This is a genomic window from Microbacterium sp. A94, from assembly GCF_051842855.1.
In the GTDB taxonomy this organism is placed as follows: Bacteria; Actinomycetota; Actinomycetes; order Actinomycetales; family Microbacteriaceae; genus Microbacterium.
In genome coordinates this window covers 297816-314112 of the sequence record NZ_JBPXMU010000002.1, presented here as the reverse complement: position 1 = coordinate 314112, position 16297 = coordinate 297816, and the positions used below count along the sequence as shown (strand labels likewise).

Here is a 16297-nt window from a genome sequence, read left to right as displayed (position 1 = left end):
GGCGGGTGCGGTCGGTACGCAACTGGCCTGCGAAGGGAAAAGGTTAGAGCACACGTCGGCCGATCTGCGTCCTGGCATGGCGGGGATGGAGCTCGCCCTGGTTGCCCGCGGATCCGTAGGTGTGGACGTAGATTGCCGGTGCCTCCGACTCAGCGACGAGAACGCGGAGTCGGAGGCACGGGGTTCAAGTGATGTTGGCGGTCGGCGCCGTTATGTTGGTGCGACGGCGGAGTTCTTTTCGCCCACGGGTACGAAGCGCAGCGGTGAATGCGGATTCGCGCTTCTCGTAGAGCTCTTTCTCTCTCGCGTCCTCCTCTTCCGAGGTCATGTCGTCTGGCCAGGGCGCGGAGTCATCCTGGTCGAGGTTCCAGATGAGGAAGCAGGCGCCCATCGCATCGAGGAGGTCCTCCAGCAGATCCGGTCCAGGACGCTGAACATCGGGCAGATCCTCGAGCGAGGTGAGGTGCATGTTGTAGCCGTTGGCCACAGCGAGAGCCTCGCGGACCATGGCGGTGATGATGGACTCTGCTGACTGCCGCTTGGCCATCCGCTCGAGAACCAGTGTGGGGCGCTCGCACGCGAAAGGTTCGATGTTGTCCGCCGTCATGACGACCGCCGTATGGCGAATGCCACTTGCCTTGGAGGCGAGGAGCGCCGCCCAATTCAGCCAATCGGCGACCGCCACAGCGCAGGCCACCGGCTCAAGACCGATGAACGCAGACGGGCGGGCCATCGGGTCGGCGGTGAGAAGTTCATGCGCGCGTGCCACATGAGCGGCGGAGACAACTGAGCGGCTGAGAATGCTTGCCTGCTCACCGCGTCCGCTGAGGTCTCCTGCCTGCGCGGCGGTGACCGCGAGGATCTCGGCTTTGGACTCGTCCAGAATTGCGGCGAGTAGCGTGGGAGATCCGACCGCGTGGAGGATACGCCCGACGGCATGTCCGGATTCCTCGGCGTCGTCGTATGAGATGTTCATGCCGCCGGACGCGAGAGGCAAGTTCGGCTTGCTGACCGCGTTGAGTGTTTCCTGATACTTATCACGATCCGGCCCGGCGTCGTGGCCTGGAACGTCCTCGTGTTCGTCGTCTTCCTCGGGGCTCTCGTAGGCAACCCAAAGGGCGGTTGAAAGGCGGGTCAGGGCCTTCGCGAGTCCGATGGCGTAGGGCTCAAGGGCGGCATCGATTGACGTGAGATCGCTTGCGCGGTCTCCGATGGATGTGGGGTATGTACGGACGATCGTTGAGCGGGATTCATCTACTGCGTATCTGGTCATCGCTTCTCCTATGTTGGTGGTGGCTGATGGTGTGTGGACCGACCATCTGTCGGTCAGCCGTCAGTTTCATTCGGGAAGGCTGCGCGGTAGGCGGATTCCAGTTCGTCGAACACGGCCGTATCGCCACGTGTGAGAAGCGTCCGGAGCAGGTCCTGCGGGTCGAGACCGACGTCGATCGAGTCCGTGCGGTGGTCACCGCCAGCCGGCGCAAGCAGAGCCCCAAGTGGTTCAGGGAAGCGCGTGGCGAGTGCATGGTCGATGCCGGGGCGAGAGCTGCGGCTTTGCGGTCCGGGAACCATGGTCGGATTGGTCATGGGGCTGAGAGCCCAGCCGGTGTTGATGCTCCACACAATGTGTCCGGAAGTGCCTACGAGCCGGAAGACCAGGCCCATGCCGATGAACCTGCCGTGCGGTTCGTCGCGGGTGTCGTATCCGGTGGCCGTGGTGACGGTGCGGCTAAGAGTGGTCATGTTTCTCCTGTGCGTGGTTGAGTTGCTGTTAGGCGGGTGGAGGTGTGGAGCGGGGGTCGGTCTCTGCGGTAATGCGCTTGAGCGTGGCGTGATGTCGCTTCGCCGCATTCCCGCGGCGTCACTGGCGTCAGATCTGGTCCACGAACCCGCTGGAACGCGTGAACAAGGAGATCAAGCGTCGCACCGATGTTGTCGGGGTGTTCCCCAACTCGGCCGCCCTGCTGCGCCTGGCTGGGGCCGTACTGATCGAGCAACACGACGAGTGGGAAGCCGGCGAACGCCGCTACTTCTCCGAAGCCTCGATGCTCGAACTCGCCACGATGAACGACCCCATTGAGGCTGTCAATGAGGAGGTGATCCTCCCAGAACTCGCCGCCGCCTAAACTAGAACAACTGACCTGCACGGTGTTGAGGAAACTCCACCACCTAGCGGGACGTCACCCCCGCGCAGGGCGAGAAAGCAATGCGCGCGAGCTCGACATCATCATCCGCGAAGTGTGTCGCACGCGCGATGCGGAGGATCTTTACGAGGCGCTCGCTCCGCTCGGTGTTCCCGTCGGATATTACGCAGATGCGCCTGCCCTGGTTGCGTCAGTGCACGCACGTACCCGTGGAGATTTGACGATCCTGGATCATGCGCAGCAAGTACTGATGGTCCCACGTCCCGGATACACATTCGGGGGTGAGCAGCTTGGTCCGCTGACCGCGTGGCCAGCTTCGCCAGGTGTCGACAATGAAGATGTCGATGCGTGGCCGGACGAGTCTCCTAAGCACGTGGCGACTCAGGATCCGCATGAGCACGCAGAGCAAGAATCGAGCTTGTCACACCTACCCCTCACGGGCGTACGAGTTCTCGACCTTACTTGGGTGGCCGCGGGCCCGTACTCCACGCAGTTGCTGACAATGCTGGGCGCGACTGTCGTCAAAGTTGAATCATCCAAGCGCCCGGACCTGTTCCGTCAGATGGTCGGCACGACAGCGAAGGGGCTCGACAGTTCGGCTCGCTTCAACTCAGTCAATCTGGGAAAGGCGAGTATCGGCATCGACTTCAAAGCACCGGACGGGCGGGCGCTTCTGAGGCGTCTGGCGCTGACATCGGATGTCATCGTGTCGAACTATCGGGCGGGGGCGCTGGAAGGCCTCGGGCTTAGCTACGAGGACCTCAAGAGCGAGCGCCCCGATCTCGTCGTGACCTGCATCTCTAACGGAGGTCGCGGTGGAACGGACCCCGGGTACGTCGGTTACGCGTCGAACTTCAACTCCATGGGCGGATTGGGGCACTTGACGGGATACCCCGATGGTCCCCCGACTGAGGTTAGAGACTCCATCGATCTTCGTGTCGGCACCGTGGCCATTGTCGGAACTATCGCAGCGCTCTTAGGCGTGGCGAGGACGGGACGGGGCGGAGCGGTCGATGTGTCAGCCCAGCAAGCGATCACCGGCCTCGTGGGCGATTCAGTGTTGGAGTATCAGCTGACCGGTCAGGTGCCATTGCGTTCGGGCAACGGGCTCTACTCGCAATGGCCGTATGGCGTCTATCGCTGCGCGGGGGACGATGAGCGGGTCGCCATCGCCACCGGGACCGTAGAAGAGAGAGCGAGATTGTTCGCAGTCGTAGGGCTCGAGCAGGCCAGCGCATGGTTCTCCGATGGTGATCAGCGAGTTGTGGCCGAGCATCAAATCCAGAGCTGGGTGGCGTCTCGCGCCGCAGACGAAGTAGCCGCGGAGCTGAGTGTTGCCGGCGTCGCGAACAGCAAGGTGATGAATGGCCCAGATCTCCTGGATGACGAGCATCTGCAGAGCAGAGGTCTCCTGCGTAGCGTCACCCATCCGTCACTTGGCGAGCAGATCGTCGTGGGTGCACCGTGGCTCATAGACGATCGTGCGCCAGAACTCACGTGTGCACCTGAACTTGGACGGGACACCGCAGCTGTTCTGGATGAATGGTTAGGGCGGACCGGCGAAGAAATCGCGGAGCTGATCTCGACGGGGACGGTCGAGTCATCGGAGAGCATCCGAGACAAACCGGAGGCGGCTGTAATATGAATCATTCATAGTTCGATCGGAAACTTTCCTAATGCATAAAGATCGTCAGGTGTAGTGATGAAGAGTGAGTGCAGCGAGCCCGATCGGGTAGGCACTGGGGCGCTCGCTCGGCGTCTCGGCGTTGACGAACCGCGACCCGAGCGACGCAGTCTTCCAACCAGCTCAGGCTCGCTCAGCGCCTTGCAGTGGGGCGTAGCGCCGCCGCAGATCATCCTTTTGCACGGAGCAGGGCTGCACGCGGGGGCGTGGTCACGAATGCTGCTCGAGCTGAACCTTCCGGCGCTCGCGATCGACCTGCCTGGTCATGGGGTCTCGGATCATCTGCCCGTCGAGTCATATCGAATCGCATCCATGGCTGACATGCTGGCAGAGGCGCTCGATTCCATCGCGATCAACGATGTCGTCTTTGTCGGACACTCACTCGGAAGCTTCGTCGCGGCATGCGCTGCTTCCAGCCTGGGGGGCGTCAGCGACTTGGTCGTACTCGATGCCACCCCGCATCGTCTGGGCATGAGCGATCCGACACGGATGCATTCGGGTACGCTCGATGAGCTCGTCGAAGCGATGCTTGTGCGCATGCCCCAACGATCACGTGAGTCGCTCGAGCGTTCGATCATTCGCAACACGAGACCAGTGTCCGGTGGTCGCCGCGAGTGGCTGTGGGATCCGGCGTTCGTCGACGCGGCACCCCTCCGAGCGCGGGAGCGCGAGAGCGTGTGGCGAGCGTTCGCAAGCGCTGCTGCGCGCACTGTGCTTCTCCGGGCCGAGAGGGGCGGTGTGACCGAAGACGAGGCTGATGAGTTCGCGCGCCGGGTTCCTAGAGCACAGGTGACGACGGTCGCGGGCGCGGGCCACAACCTGCACAGTGACCGCCCCGATTTCGTCGCGGAGAGGATCCGAGGGCTCCTCGAGGATGGCGAGTCACCTTCGAACGGGTTAGATGTAACACTGGGGGAACGAACAGGCGATCAAGAGCGATCTCTCCGGGTGTCAGTGTCGAAGTCCAAGTGGCGCCCGACGGGGTAACGCTGCCAGCGAGAAGGATGGATGAGTAATGTCGGAGTCGATGCTGCCGCGCCCCTATCAGTTTGCGAAGGATGTTCAGCCCGCCTGGCCTGACCCGTCCCGGCCGCCTGCGGGTGCGCCGAATGTGATCGTGATCCTCGCCGATGATCTCGGATTCAGCGACATCGCCCCCTTCGGCTCGGAGATCGAGACCCCCGCCCTCGACGAGCTGGCGGCCTCGGGCTACCGCATGCCGAACTATCAGACCCCGCCGCTTTGCGCTCCCGCGCGTGCAGCGCTGCTGACCGGACTGAATCCGCATCGCGCCGGGTTCGCCACCGTCCCCCACTCCGATCCGGGTTATGATCACAGCCGGTTCGTCCTTCCGCCTGGTGTGCCCACTCTCGCGGAGTCGTTCGGCGGGGCGGGCTACGCGACGTTCATGCTCGGCAAATGGCATCTGACCCCGGAAGCGCAGCAGCATGACCTGGGAGAACGAGCATCGTGGCCGTTGCAGAAGGGATTCGACAGATTCCTGGGGATCCTCGACGGCTTCACCAACCAGCATTCGCCGCACCGGTTGATCCGGGACAACGGGCTCGCGGGCACCGAGGAGTACGCCGAGGACTACTTCCTGACGGATGAGCTGACAGATCAGGCGGTGCGCTGGATTCGCGAGACGAACAGCACCGGGGAGCGCCGGCCGTTTTTCATGTACTTCGCACATCCGGGAATGCACGCGCCTCTTCAGGCCCCCGTGCGCACCGTGGACAAGTATCGAGGCAGGTACGCGGAAGGGTGGGATCGCCTTCGCGAGCAGCGATTCACCCGCCAGAAGGAGCTGGGAGTCATCCCGGAAGGCGCTAGCCTTCCACCGTCTAACGCCGAGCCAGGAGGCGACGTCGCTGACTGGACGGAACTGGATGACGCGTCGCGAGCGCGCTTCGAGCGGTACATGGAAGTGTACGCAGCGGGCGTCGATGCCATCGATCAAAGCACTCGACGCATCATGGATGTCCTGCGTGAGCACGGCGAGCTCGAGAACACGATCATTGTCTTCACTTCGGACAACGGCGCGAGCGGCGAGGGCGGTGCGCATGGCACACGCAGCTACTACAGCCAGTTCGGCGTCGCGGCCGACGTCGAGGACTGGCCTGTCGATGTCGAGGCTCCGCTCGCGGAGATCGGCACATCGCGCACGATGTCGCACTATCCCCGCGGCTGGGCGCAAGTGTCCAACACGCCCTTCCGCCTCTACAAGTCGCATCTGCTGATGGGGGGTGTGCGGGCGCCGCTGATCATCTCCTGGCCCGCCGGCCTGCCGCGCGCCGAGGGCGACGGGGGCATCCGAGAGCAGTTCGCCTTCGCCACCGACATCGGTCCCACACTTCTGGATCTCGCGGGCTGCGACCGCGTCACGAGGACCGAGGGCCGGGAGCCTGTTGCCATCGACGGCGAATCGCTGAGCGACGTCATCGCAGACCCCGCTGCCGCGCGGCTCCGCGAGCAGTACCAGGAGCTGATCGGGCGACGCTCCCTCACCCGCCATCCCTGGAAGCTCGTCAGCTCGGTGCGCGGTGGCCCGGCCTGGAAGGAGGCGGACTGGGCGCTGTACGACTTGGGGGCGGACCCGACCGAGATTCATGACCTCGCCTCAGAGTTCCCGGACCTCGTGGCGGAAATGGCCGACCGTTTCGTGCAGTTGGCGTGGCAGAACGGGGTGTTCCCGATCTTCGACGACGGATCCCAGAGGCGGCGGCGTCCGGAGAGTGAAGCGCACCTCTCCGCCCCGGTTCGCCTGCATCCCGACCTGCCTCAGCTGGAGCGTTTTCGCTCGGCCCGACTCGTGCAGTCCCGTACCGTCACGATCCGCTGCGTGTTCGTGCACTCGGACGGCGACGAGGGTGTGCTGGTGAGCCATGGCGACCAGGGCGGCGGCTACGCGATCAGGGTCGAGTCCGGCGGTGTGCGCCTCATCTACAACGAGTACGGAGCGCTCCGCAGCTTCTGGCAGGAATCCCCGAGTGCCTTCGCGGGCCGACGATCGGTGTCCGTGCGATTCGAGCACCGCCCCGGGCGTCGGTGGGGGGTCTGGATGGCACAGGGGGCTGGCGAGCTCCAGGAGGTTGGAACGGTGCGGCAGCTGCTCGGCATGGCGCCGTTCGCAGGCATCAGCGTTGGTCGCGATGCAGGCGGACCGGTCGACTTCGAGCGGCCGAGGGGCATCGGTGTCGATCGATATTCCGGAATGGTTCTCCATGTCGACTACGAGCCCGGTCCACTGCAGTCGGAGGCCGGATACTCGCTGGCGCCGCGTTTCAGCGCCGCCTTCGATTAGTCAGCTTCCGGCCGGCCGGCCGCGGCGCGATCAGCGGAGCTTGCGGTGGCCCTGCTTACGCGGAGCTGTTCCAGTGGGTCAGCGCGTTGCTGGGGAAGTCGATCGCGCGACGAAGCGTTCCCCGCAGATCGCTCTCGGAGGATCCGCGGGGAACGCTGTGCCGTGCACAGGTGTCAGGTCACTTCTTCACGCCGACCCCGTCGAGCATCGGGTATCCGGCCTGGGATTCGGTGATGCCGAGGACATTGTCGCGGTACGCGATGGTGTAGCTTCGCCACAGAATGGGGATGTACGCGGGCACGGTCTCGGATGTCGCCACGGCGATCTCGGCATAGAGCTCCTCCCGAGCGGCGTCATCGATCGTCTGCTGCGCCTCTTGCATGAGGTCGCTCAGACCAGGCACCTCGACGCCTCCGGGATTGCGGATCGTGTCGGTGCTGAGGTGGCGCCAGAGGAATGCGGAAGGGTCGACTCCCGGTACGAGGTTCTGCGGTGCAGAGGGGATCGTCGGCTTGGACCAGATGGACTCGGCGACTCCGCCGGTCGCCGGGAACACCAGCTCGACGTCGACGCCGATCTCGGCCCAGCTCGCCTGCACAGCTTCTGCGAGCTGCTTGTTGTTGGGAGGGACCGCCATGGAGAACGAGAATCCATCGGCGTAGCCGGCGTCAGAGAGGAGCTGCTTCGCCTCGTCGAGGTCGGCGGAGGGCTGAGGAACGTCGGAGTTGTGCCCCGGTTGCCCCGGGGCGATGAACTGATTCGCGACATCTCCTCGGCCGAACATCACTCCGTCCACCAGGCCGGCACGGTCGATGGCTTTCGACAGGGCCATCCGAACGCGGGGATCTTCCAGTTCAGGTGCGAGATCCGGGTTCAGGAACATTGCCACCAGTTCCGCGCCGACGATGTCGTACGTCGCGATGCCCTGTGACTCGATCGCGTCGGCTTGCGTCGGCTCGATGACCGCGATGTCGATCTCGCCGGAGCGGATTGCGTTCGACATCGCGACGGGATCCCGCAGAGCGCGAAGCGTTACGCCGGCGACCTGGGCCGCGTCGGGATTCCAATGCGTCGCACTCTTGACGAGCCCGATCTGCACGTCCGGAACGTCCTCCTCCACCAGGAACATTCCCGTGCCGACGGGCATCTCGAAGTCTCCGCTGGCGACGACCTCCGAGCTGAGCATTAGCCCTACGCCCCCCGCCAATGTCAGCGGCAGGGTCGCGTTGGGGGAGCTCAGCTCCACGCGCACCGCATGATCGTCGATCGCTGTGATGTCGACGACCTCAGCCAGATCAGCGCGGATGTTCGACGACGGAGCCATGTAGTGCGAGAGGGTTGCGACGGCGTCCGCAGAGTCGAAGTCCGTTCCGTCGCTGAACACCACGTCTTCGCGTAGCGTGATATCCCAGCTTGTCCCCCCGTCGGGAGTCTCCCACGCCGTGGCCAGGCCCGGCAACAGTTCTCTGTCGTCTCCCAACAGGATCAGGGGGTCGTACACGAGCTGGTAGATCGGCACGATTGTGGATCCGGGCATCTTGGACGGATCCCACGAGTTCTTCAAGTTCCGGACGCCGACGGTGATGTGCCCGTCTGGATCCATCGAGGCAGCCGCGTCGGAACCGGGACTCCCCTCATTCTGCGGTGCGGCGCATGCAGTCAGTGGCGCGGCCATGAGCGCGAGGGTCACGAGGAACGCACCAGTATGTCTGGCGATCGTCTTTGGCATGTCACTCCTTTGTGAAGGCGAGACGGAGATGGTATGTAACAAATTATCCGTCGGCGTGGTCAGAGCATTACACAATGTCCCTCTCGTGGTCAAGGGTGCCATTGTGAAGTGATGAAAAACGCCGCCGAATCAGTATCGAGAGCTGGGCCGCGGTGTAACGATCACGATTGACACGGAAGCCAAATTATGTAACCGTTGAGCACACGACAAGTAAATTTGCATTATGCAATAAGGAGATTCTCGCCGCGGGCGGTCGTCGATCACGAGGGAGTGACATGGGGAGTATTGCCAACGCAGACGCAGGTGTACCGCGATCGCGAAGCCGGTCTGGGGAAGGTCAAGCGGGCGTCGGGCGGTTGATGGCGCCCCTCAGTGGCATTCGTGTTCTCGAGATCGCCGACCAGCACGGCGAGTACCTGGGACGGACGCTCGCCTCGCTCGGCGCGGATGTCATCAAGATCGAGCCTCCAGGCGGGGAGGTGACGCGTCGACTCGGACCGTTCGCCGGTGATCCGACCGACCCGGAGCAGAGCCTGCACTTCCGGTACTACAACCTCGGCAAACGAAGTGTGGTGGCGAGCCTGGATACATCTGCGGATCGTGCGCACGTAGAGAGTCTCCTCGAGACGGCAGATGTGCTGATCGATTCGCGGGCGAGCGGTCCTGTGTTCCGTCCGCAGGAGCTGGAAGGTCGATGGCCCCACCTCATCCACGTGAGAGTTTCTCCGTTCGGAGATGAGGGTCCCTGGAGCACCTTCGTGGGAAGTGACCTCGTCCACCTCGCGCTCGGCGGAGTCGTCATGAACTGCGGATACGACCCCGACCCGACGGGGGCATACGACACGCCTCCGGTAGCCCCCCAGGGTGGGCAGGCATATCACATCGCCGGCGACCAGGCGCTCATCGGCGTTCTCGGCGCCCTCCGCTACAAGCGGCGGACGGGGGTGGGGCAGCGCGTTGCCGTCTCCGTCCACCACGCAGTCAGCCAGAGCACCGAGCTCGACCTGCCGAGCTGGATCTACAACCGCGAGGAGCGCAAGCGGCAGACTGCCCGGCACTCGTCGCCGCAGTCCACAGAGCGTTCCATAGCGATGACCAAGGATGGTCGTTGGCTCGCGACGTACCGCACGTACCTTCAGCACTTCCTGCCTGCGTACCGTGGGAACGTCGCCTTGCTCTCACGCTTCGGGATGCAGAACGGCCTCGATGCGCCCGAGTGCCAGGAGGAGGCGAAGAAGGGAACCCTGGCGCTGAGTGCGCGGGTATCCGCCGCGGTGGACGCATTGGTTCAGCGATTCCCGTTCGCACGGGACCTCTGGCGGGATGCTCAGGAGCTCGGCATGTCGTGGGCGCCGGTGCGGTCGCCTGAGGAGAATCTTCACGATCCCCATTGGCAGGAACGCGACACGTTCGCAACCGTGCTCGAGCAGGATCTCGGGACCGAGGTCAGGTACCCGCTCGGCCGGTGGTTCTCGGAGGACTCGAAGTGGGCGATCGGTGCGGGTGCTCCTCGACTGGGCGCACATTCACGGGAGAGCTGGCACCCCGCCGAGGAGCGAGCATCGTCCTCTGAAAAGTATGGGTCGCCTCTGCCGTCGGATGCCCCTGCTCACGCGGACGGAAGCGATGCGGAGCTGCAGGATTGGCCGCTCGCCGGTGTTCGAGTAGTCGATCTCTCCTGGGTGCTCGCGAGCGGGGGCGCGGGGCGATTCCTCGCCGCGCTCGGCGCCGAGGTGATCAAGGTCGAGCACGATTCTCGCCTCGACGGGTATCGGAACAGCGTCGGCCTCGTCCCACCGGGCGGCAGAGAGGAACGGGACCGTGCGACATCACGTCTCACGCCTGAGCGCACGAGCATCAACCAGAGCGGGGCCTTCCTCGAAGCGAACGCCGGCAAGCGCAGCTTCAGCTTGAATCTGAAGAGCGATCGGGGGCTGGAGATCCTCACGCGTCTCGTGGAGGAAGCGGACGTGCTCATCGAAGGCTTCTCTCCGGGTACCCTGGCGCGGCTGGGCTTCTCGTCGGAGCGATTGCGTGAACTGAATCCTCGACTCGTCTACGTCGCACAATCCGGAATGGGCGCTCACGGGAGCTACGGCGACGTGCGCACCTACGGGCCGAGTGCACAGGCCTTCTCCGGGCTGACGGAGATGAGCGGTCTGCCCGATCCCTATCCTCCCGCCGGGATCGGATACTCATATCTCGACTGGTACGGGGCTTACAACATGGCGTCGGCGGTCCTTGCCGGACTTTATCAACGCGACGCGTCGGGGCAAGGTGTTCACCTGGATCTCTCACAGGTGGAGATCGGGCTGGTGCTCGCCGGACTTCCGATCGTCGACTACCAGGTGAATGGACGTCCGTCGGCGCGACAGGGGAATCGGCCTTCGTACCTGAAGTCGGCCCCGCACAATGTCTACCCGGTTGCGGGGGACGACCGATGGATCGCAATCACCTGTATGACCGACACACAATGGCGGAGCCTGGTAGAGGTGCTCGGATCGCCCGCCTGGGCGGATGATCCGGCGTTCGCGTCCATGGATGGTCGGCTCCGCGATGTCGATCGTCTCGATTCATTCATCGCGGAGGCCACTCGAGGCTGGGACGGCAACGAACTCATGATGCGGTTGCAGGCGGAGGCGGTGCCTGCAGGGATCTGCCAGACAGCAGCCGATCGCTGCGACAGCGATCCGCAACTGTGGAGCGATCGGTGGATGGCTGAGCTTGACCAGATCGACATGGGCAGATGGCCGGTTCGAGACGTGGCATTCCGGCTGTCGCGAACACCCGCGCGCATCGGAGGGATGCTGCGCAGGAGCGGACCCAGCTACGGCCAGGACAACAACTACGTGCTTCGCGACGTCTTGGGTCTTACGGAGGAAGAGATCGCGGACTTGGCTACGGACGGAGCCCTCTGAATCAAGAGGGTCCGGTAATTGAATTCTGAAGAGAGGAAGAAGATGGGCAATCTGCGAGATAAGTACTGCATCGTCGGCGTCGGCGAAACTGAGTACACGAAGAACTCCGGCCGAACCACCCGAGCGCTCGGGACGGAGGCGATTCGAAACGCGTTGGCTGACGCCGGGCTTCGACCTGAAGACGTCGATGGAATGATGAGCTATAGCGATCGGGACTCCACCGCCTCGACGGCGATGGCGCTCGACCTGGGCATTCAGCTCAACTTCTACATGGACTGCCAGGGCGGCGGGTCGAGTACGGAGGCCCTCGTCGGGCTCGCCATGGGAGCTATTGAAGCGGGCATGGCCCACACGATCGTCATCTTCCGAGCGATGAACGGCTACAGCGGCGTTCGCATCGGCGGTACACCGACGGACAAGACGGGCGTTGCGACGAAGATCACGGGTCAGGACCTGGACACACTCCCGTACGGGTACAAGTCGGCAGCGCAGAAGTTCCAGTTCGCCATCGCCCGGCATATGCACGAGTACGGCACGACGAACGAACAACTCGCGCACATCCGTGTGGTGCACAGCAAGCATGCCGCCAACAATCCGAAGGCATACTTCAAGGACCCCGTGACCGTCGACGATGTCCTGTCCTCGCGTTGGATCTCTAAGCCGGCGACTCACCTGCTGGATTGCTGTCTGGAGACCGACAACGCAACATGCATCATCGTTACCTCAGCGGAGCGCGCACGAAATCTACGGCAACGTCCGGTGTACGTGAAGTCCGTCGCGGGCCGCGTCACCAAGCCCTTCCCGTCCGCGTTCTACCACTATCAGTGCGACCCCATCACGCGGCAGGCGGGTGAGTACGCCGCTCGCACGGTGTTCCGGAACGCAGGTGTAGGCCCCGAGGACATTCAGATCACCGGCGCGTATGACGCTTTCACCTTCACTACGCTCTTCCTGCTGGAAGGATACGGCTTCTGCGAGAGGGGAGAAGGAGGCGACTACGTCACGAGCGGTGCGATTGAGCTTGGCGGTATCCGGCCTAATAACACAAGCGGAGGGCTGCTCTGCGAGGGCTACACGAACGGAATGAGCCTCGTCATCGAGAATGTTCGGCAGCTGCGCCACGAAGCTGATGATTACTGTGAGGTGGACGCGGCGGGCCGGAGGAAACACACCTATGATTACTCGGCTGGTTGTCGTCAGGTCAAAGATGCCGAGCTCGCGATGTCGATGGGGGAATCGGGCGTCGTCTCGACCACGAGCGCGCTGATTCTGGGGGGTAAGTGATGTATCTCGGAATGGATCTGATCGTCGAGAGCAACGACTCCGAACGCCAGGGGTACTTCGAGCATGCGAAGGCAGGGCGACTGGTCGTCCAGAGCTGCGATGACTGCAGTTTGCTGCGGGGTGCCATCGGTTCCGGCTGTCCTTTCTGCGCGTCGCCGAACTGGAGCTGGCGCGAGGTGAGTGGACGCGGCCAGATTTACAGCTGGCAGATGGTCATGCATGCGATCCAGCCGCAGTTCCGCGACTGGGTGCCCTATCCGATTGTCCTGGTCGAGCTCGACGAGCAGCGGAATGTGCCATGGCGCGACGGACGCGAGGGCGAAGCGGTCTCAGTGCGGCTCATTACCAATCTCGTCGCGGAGGACGTCATGCAGCCGGAACGTCGAGAGGGCGAGATACGGATCGGTCGCAGGGTCGAGGTCTGTTTTGCCGACATCGACGAGACACGGGCGCTCCCGCAGTTCAGGCTGATCGATGACGAAGAACTCGGGTAGCAGTCGTTCGAGCGGCGCCCCGGCTGCGGGGAAATCCGCGCAGCCGGGGCGCCGTCGTTGGCGGGCGGTCGACGCCACCAGTGGAGTTGCGTGGGCGCCCAGTGCACAGACGGCCGGGGGAAGATGTCATGACGCGGCTCAATAAGGTTGTCGGCCTTCTTGAGGACGGACTCCCAGCTTTCGGGCCGCTCGTGGCTTCAGCGGGCAGTTACCAGGAGGCGAATGCACTCGCCGATTCTCCCTACGACATGGTGACGTTTGACCTCGAGCACAACCCATACGATGTCGATGCGCTGCGTATTTCGCTGCAGTTCCTCTTGAACAGGCGCCAGATCCATCGGGCAGAGACGGTGGCGCCCTCGATCGTTCCGTTCGTCCGCGTGCCGGTGAACGGACGCGAACGCAATGAATGGATAGTGAAGCAGGTGCTCGACCTCGGGGTGTTCGGCGTAATCTTCCCGATGGTCAACACAGTCGAAGAGGCCGAGCATGCCATTGCGTCGTGCAGATACCCCCGTCCACAGTCTCGGACTTCCACCGAACCTTCCGGGTTGAGGGGGCATGCACCGACCCATGCGGTGCGCTATTGGGGTCTCACGCCGGACGAGTACTACGAGAAGGCGGACGTCTGGCCGCAGAACCCTGACGGGGAGATTCTGCCGATCCTGCAGTGCGAGCACGTGGAAGGCGTAAGCAACATTCGCCGAATCCTCAGCGTGGCGTCGTCGCGCCCTGGCGTGGTGCTGATCGGAGAGAACGACCTTTCGGTGTCGATGGGTTATGGGGGTAAGTCAACGCCGGAGGTCGAGTCCGCGGTAGGCGAGGTGATCCGGGCCTGCCATGAGTTTGGCGTTCCCTACGGCACTGCCCGAGGCAACGCGACGTCGATCGAGCAGAAGGTGGCGGATGGCTACCGCTTCATCTTCACGCGTGAGTTGCCGTCGTATGAGGTGCTTCGTGCCGGGCTGCGGGCGGCCGGCAGATCGTAGAGGCCGTGCCCGGTAGTCCCGCACGTCCTTCGAGCGACCGGGGTTTGACGCCTGCCGAGATATGTGTAACATCTAATCTAGTGACCGTGTGTCGAATCTTTACATTTAGCGGGACAACTCACAAAGGAGTGACATGCTCAGGAATACTCAGAAGCGCCGGGCGCGGACGTGGGGCGCGGGTCTTCTCGCCGTCACGATCGTGCTCTCCGGGTGCGCAGGCGGGAACACCGCCGAGGAATCGGGAGCGACCGCGGAGACGGACCCGAACGCAGAGATCTCGATCGGCGTACGCTTCTTCGGGACGTCGTGGGACCCCGCGACGATGCCCGGCGCGACGATCGTGCCGATCTATCAGCTCGTGTACGACAACCTCATCGGTCTCGATGCCGATCTGGACCTGGTTCCCTCCCTTGCGGAGGAATGGTCCACGGACGACGGCGGTCTGACGTGGGACCTGACGCTGCGCGAGGGAGTCGTCTTCAACGACGGCTCGACCTTCGGGTCGGAGGATGTCATCGCGACGCTGGACTACTACGCGGGTGACGGGTCGAACACGAAGGCCGACCTTGCGGGAATCAGCAGCGTCGAAGCAGTCGACGAGACCCACGTGCGGATCGCGCTGACCAGTGCGAACGTGGGGTTCCCTCAGGTGCTCGCAGGCCGCGCGGGACTGATCCTCAGCGCAGAAACGGTGGAATCCGGTGACTTCGCCTCCCCGGTCGGCACGGGCAAGTTCCTCGTCGAGAAGTACATCGAAGGGTCCGAAGCCGGCTTGGTGCCGAACCCCGACCACTGGAACGCGGATGCCGTCAAGCTCGGCGGCGTCACCGTCCGCTGGATCGAAGACCCCGTCGCCATGGCGAACGCCATTCGCTCGAACGAGATCGACATGGCCGTGATCGAGCCAGCACAGGTCGATGCCGTCGAGGCCGCCGGCATCCGCACGTACACCGTGCTGGGAGCGCAGCTCGTCGCCATCGGTCTCAACGACGACCTTGCTCCCGAGCTCGAGGATCCGCGCGTTCGCAGGGCGCTGTCGATGGCGATCGACCGCGAAGGGATCGTGCAGGGGCTGAACTTCGGCCGCGCGACCGTCGCCGATCAGCTGATCGCTCCCGGACGCGTCGGCTACAACGAAAACCTGGGTGAGATTCCGTACGACATCGACGGCGCCAAGAAGCTCCTCGCTGAGGCAGGGTACCCCGACGGCTTCACCTACACGATGGCCGCGCAGGCGAACAACAAGCAGCTCGCCGAGGCCATTCAGGCCAGCTGGGCCGAGATCGGCGTCAAAGTCGAGCTCACCTTCCCCCCGGGCAGCGGTGTCGCCGACGCCACGTGGGCCAACCCCACGATCGCGATCGCGACGCAGAACCTGGTCCCCGACGTCGACCCGGCGCCGTTCCTGTGGCGGCACATCAGCACGGAGACGATCCGCAACCCCGGGAAGATCGAAGTGCCCGGCGTGGAGGATCTGATCCGTCAGGCGCAATTCACGGCAGATGGCGACGAGCACGACGCCATCTTCGACGAGATCGCCGAACTCACGCGTGAGAACATGTCGGCGTACATTCCGGTCATGTGGCGGAACTACACCGTCGCGTACAGCGAGGACTTCGTCGGGATGCAGGAATGGCAGGCCGGGTACCCGATCATCGACGGGCTCGGCGTCAAGAAGTAACAGGATGCGCCGGTGGGGACAGTGCTGCTCCCACCGGCTCCGTCTCGAAGGAAACGGGAGAAGGAGTTAC

11 protein-coding genes and 1 pseudogene are annotated in these 16297 nt (G+C 63.7%); 9 read left to right on the top strand and 3 right to left on the bottom strand.

Going from position 1 to position 16297, the window contains the following annotated elements; translation table 11 throughout:
* Positions 1–184: 184 nt before the first annotated feature.
* Positions 185–1273: a hypothetical protein gene (locus ACSU1L_RS07370; protein WP_439255256.1), complete on the bottom strand. Its 1089-nt coding sequence runs from the start codon at positions 1271–1273 to the stop codon at positions 185–187.
* A 53-nt stretch (positions 1274–1326) separates the two neighbouring features.
* Complete coding sequence (locus ACSU1L_RS07365; protein ID WP_438253862.1) at positions 1327–1743, bottom strand: hypothetical protein; 417 nt, start codon at positions 1741–1743, stop codon at positions 1327–1329.
* Between the two features lie 98 nt (positions 1744–1841).
* On the opposite strand from ACSU1L_RS07365, the pseudogene ACSU1L_RS07360 reads away from it, so the two are divergent.
* The 4 genes and pseudogenes from ACSU1L_RS07360 to ACSU1L_RS07345 form a co-directional block, all read left to right on the top strand.
* Positions 1842–2126: pseudogene (locus ACSU1L_RS07360) on the top strand (transposase); the annotation flags it as partial.
* Between the two features lie 436 nt (positions 2127–2562).
* Entirely contained in the window at positions 2563–3789 is a 1227-nt protein-coding gene (locus ACSU1L_RS07355) for a CaiB/BaiF CoA transferase family protein (RefSeq protein ID WP_439255255.1), read from the top strand.
* A 57-nt stretch (positions 3790–3846) separates the two neighbouring features.
* Positions 3847–4815: an alpha/beta fold hydrolase gene (locus tag ACSU1L_RS07350; RefSeq protein WP_438253864.1), complete on the top strand. Its 969-nt coding sequence runs from the start codon at positions 3847–3849 to the stop codon at positions 4813–4815.
* Between the two features lie 28 nt (positions 4816–4843).
* Positions 4844–7132 (top strand): arylsulfatase, encoded by a 2289-nt coding sequence (locus tag ACSU1L_RS07345; RefSeq protein WP_438253865.1) that lies wholly within the window; start codon positions 4844–4846, stop codon positions 7130–7132.
* Between the two features lie 178 nt (positions 7133–7310).
* On the opposite strand, the gene ACSU1L_RS07340 is transcribed toward ACSU1L_RS07345, so the two are convergent.
* The gene (locus ACSU1L_RS07340; protein WP_438253866.1) at positions 7311–8861 is read right to left on the bottom strand and encodes an ABC transporter substrate-binding protein; all 1551 of its coding nucleotides are present in this window, start codon (positions 8859–8861) and stop codon (positions 7311–7313) included.
* 359 nt (positions 8862–9220) lie between these two features.
* Between ACSU1L_RS07340 and ACSU1L_RS07335 the strand changes: the two genes are divergently transcribed.
* The 5 genes from ACSU1L_RS07335 to ACSU1L_RS07315 all read left to right on the top strand — a co-directional run bounded on the left by ACSU1L_RS07335 (position 9221) and on the right by ACSU1L_RS07315 (position 16227).
* Positions 9221–11779, top strand: coding sequence for a CoA transferase (locus ACSU1L_RS07335; RefSeq protein ID WP_438253867.1), 2559 nt, complete (start codon positions 9221–9223; stop codon positions 11777–11779).
* 42 nt (positions 11780–11821) lie between these two features.
* Positions 11822–13063, top strand: a complete 1242-nt coding sequence (locus ACSU1L_RS07330; RefSeq protein WP_438253868.1) for a thiolase C-terminal domain-containing protein — start codon at positions 11822–11824, stop codon at positions 13061–13063.
* Between the two features lie 11 nt (positions 13064–13074).
* On the top strand, positions 13075–13557 hold the full coding sequence (locus tag ACSU1L_RS07325) for a Zn-ribbon domain-containing OB-fold protein (protein WP_439255254.1): 483 nt from the start codon (positions 13075–13077) through the stop codon (positions 13555–13557).
* 128 nt (positions 13558–13685) lie between these two features.
* Complete coding sequence (locus ACSU1L_RS07320; protein ID WP_438253869.1) at positions 13686–14546, top strand: HpcH/HpaI aldolase family protein; 861 nt, start codon at positions 13686–13688, stop codon at positions 14544–14546.
* A 133-nt stretch (positions 14547–14679) separates the two neighbouring features.
* The gene (locus ACSU1L_RS07315; protein ID WP_438253870.1) at positions 14680–16227 is read left to right on the top strand and encodes an ABC transporter substrate-binding protein; all 1548 of its coding nucleotides are present in this window, start codon (positions 14680–14682) and stop codon (positions 16225–16227) included.
* The last annotated feature ends 70 nt before the right edge of the window (positions 16228–16297 follow it).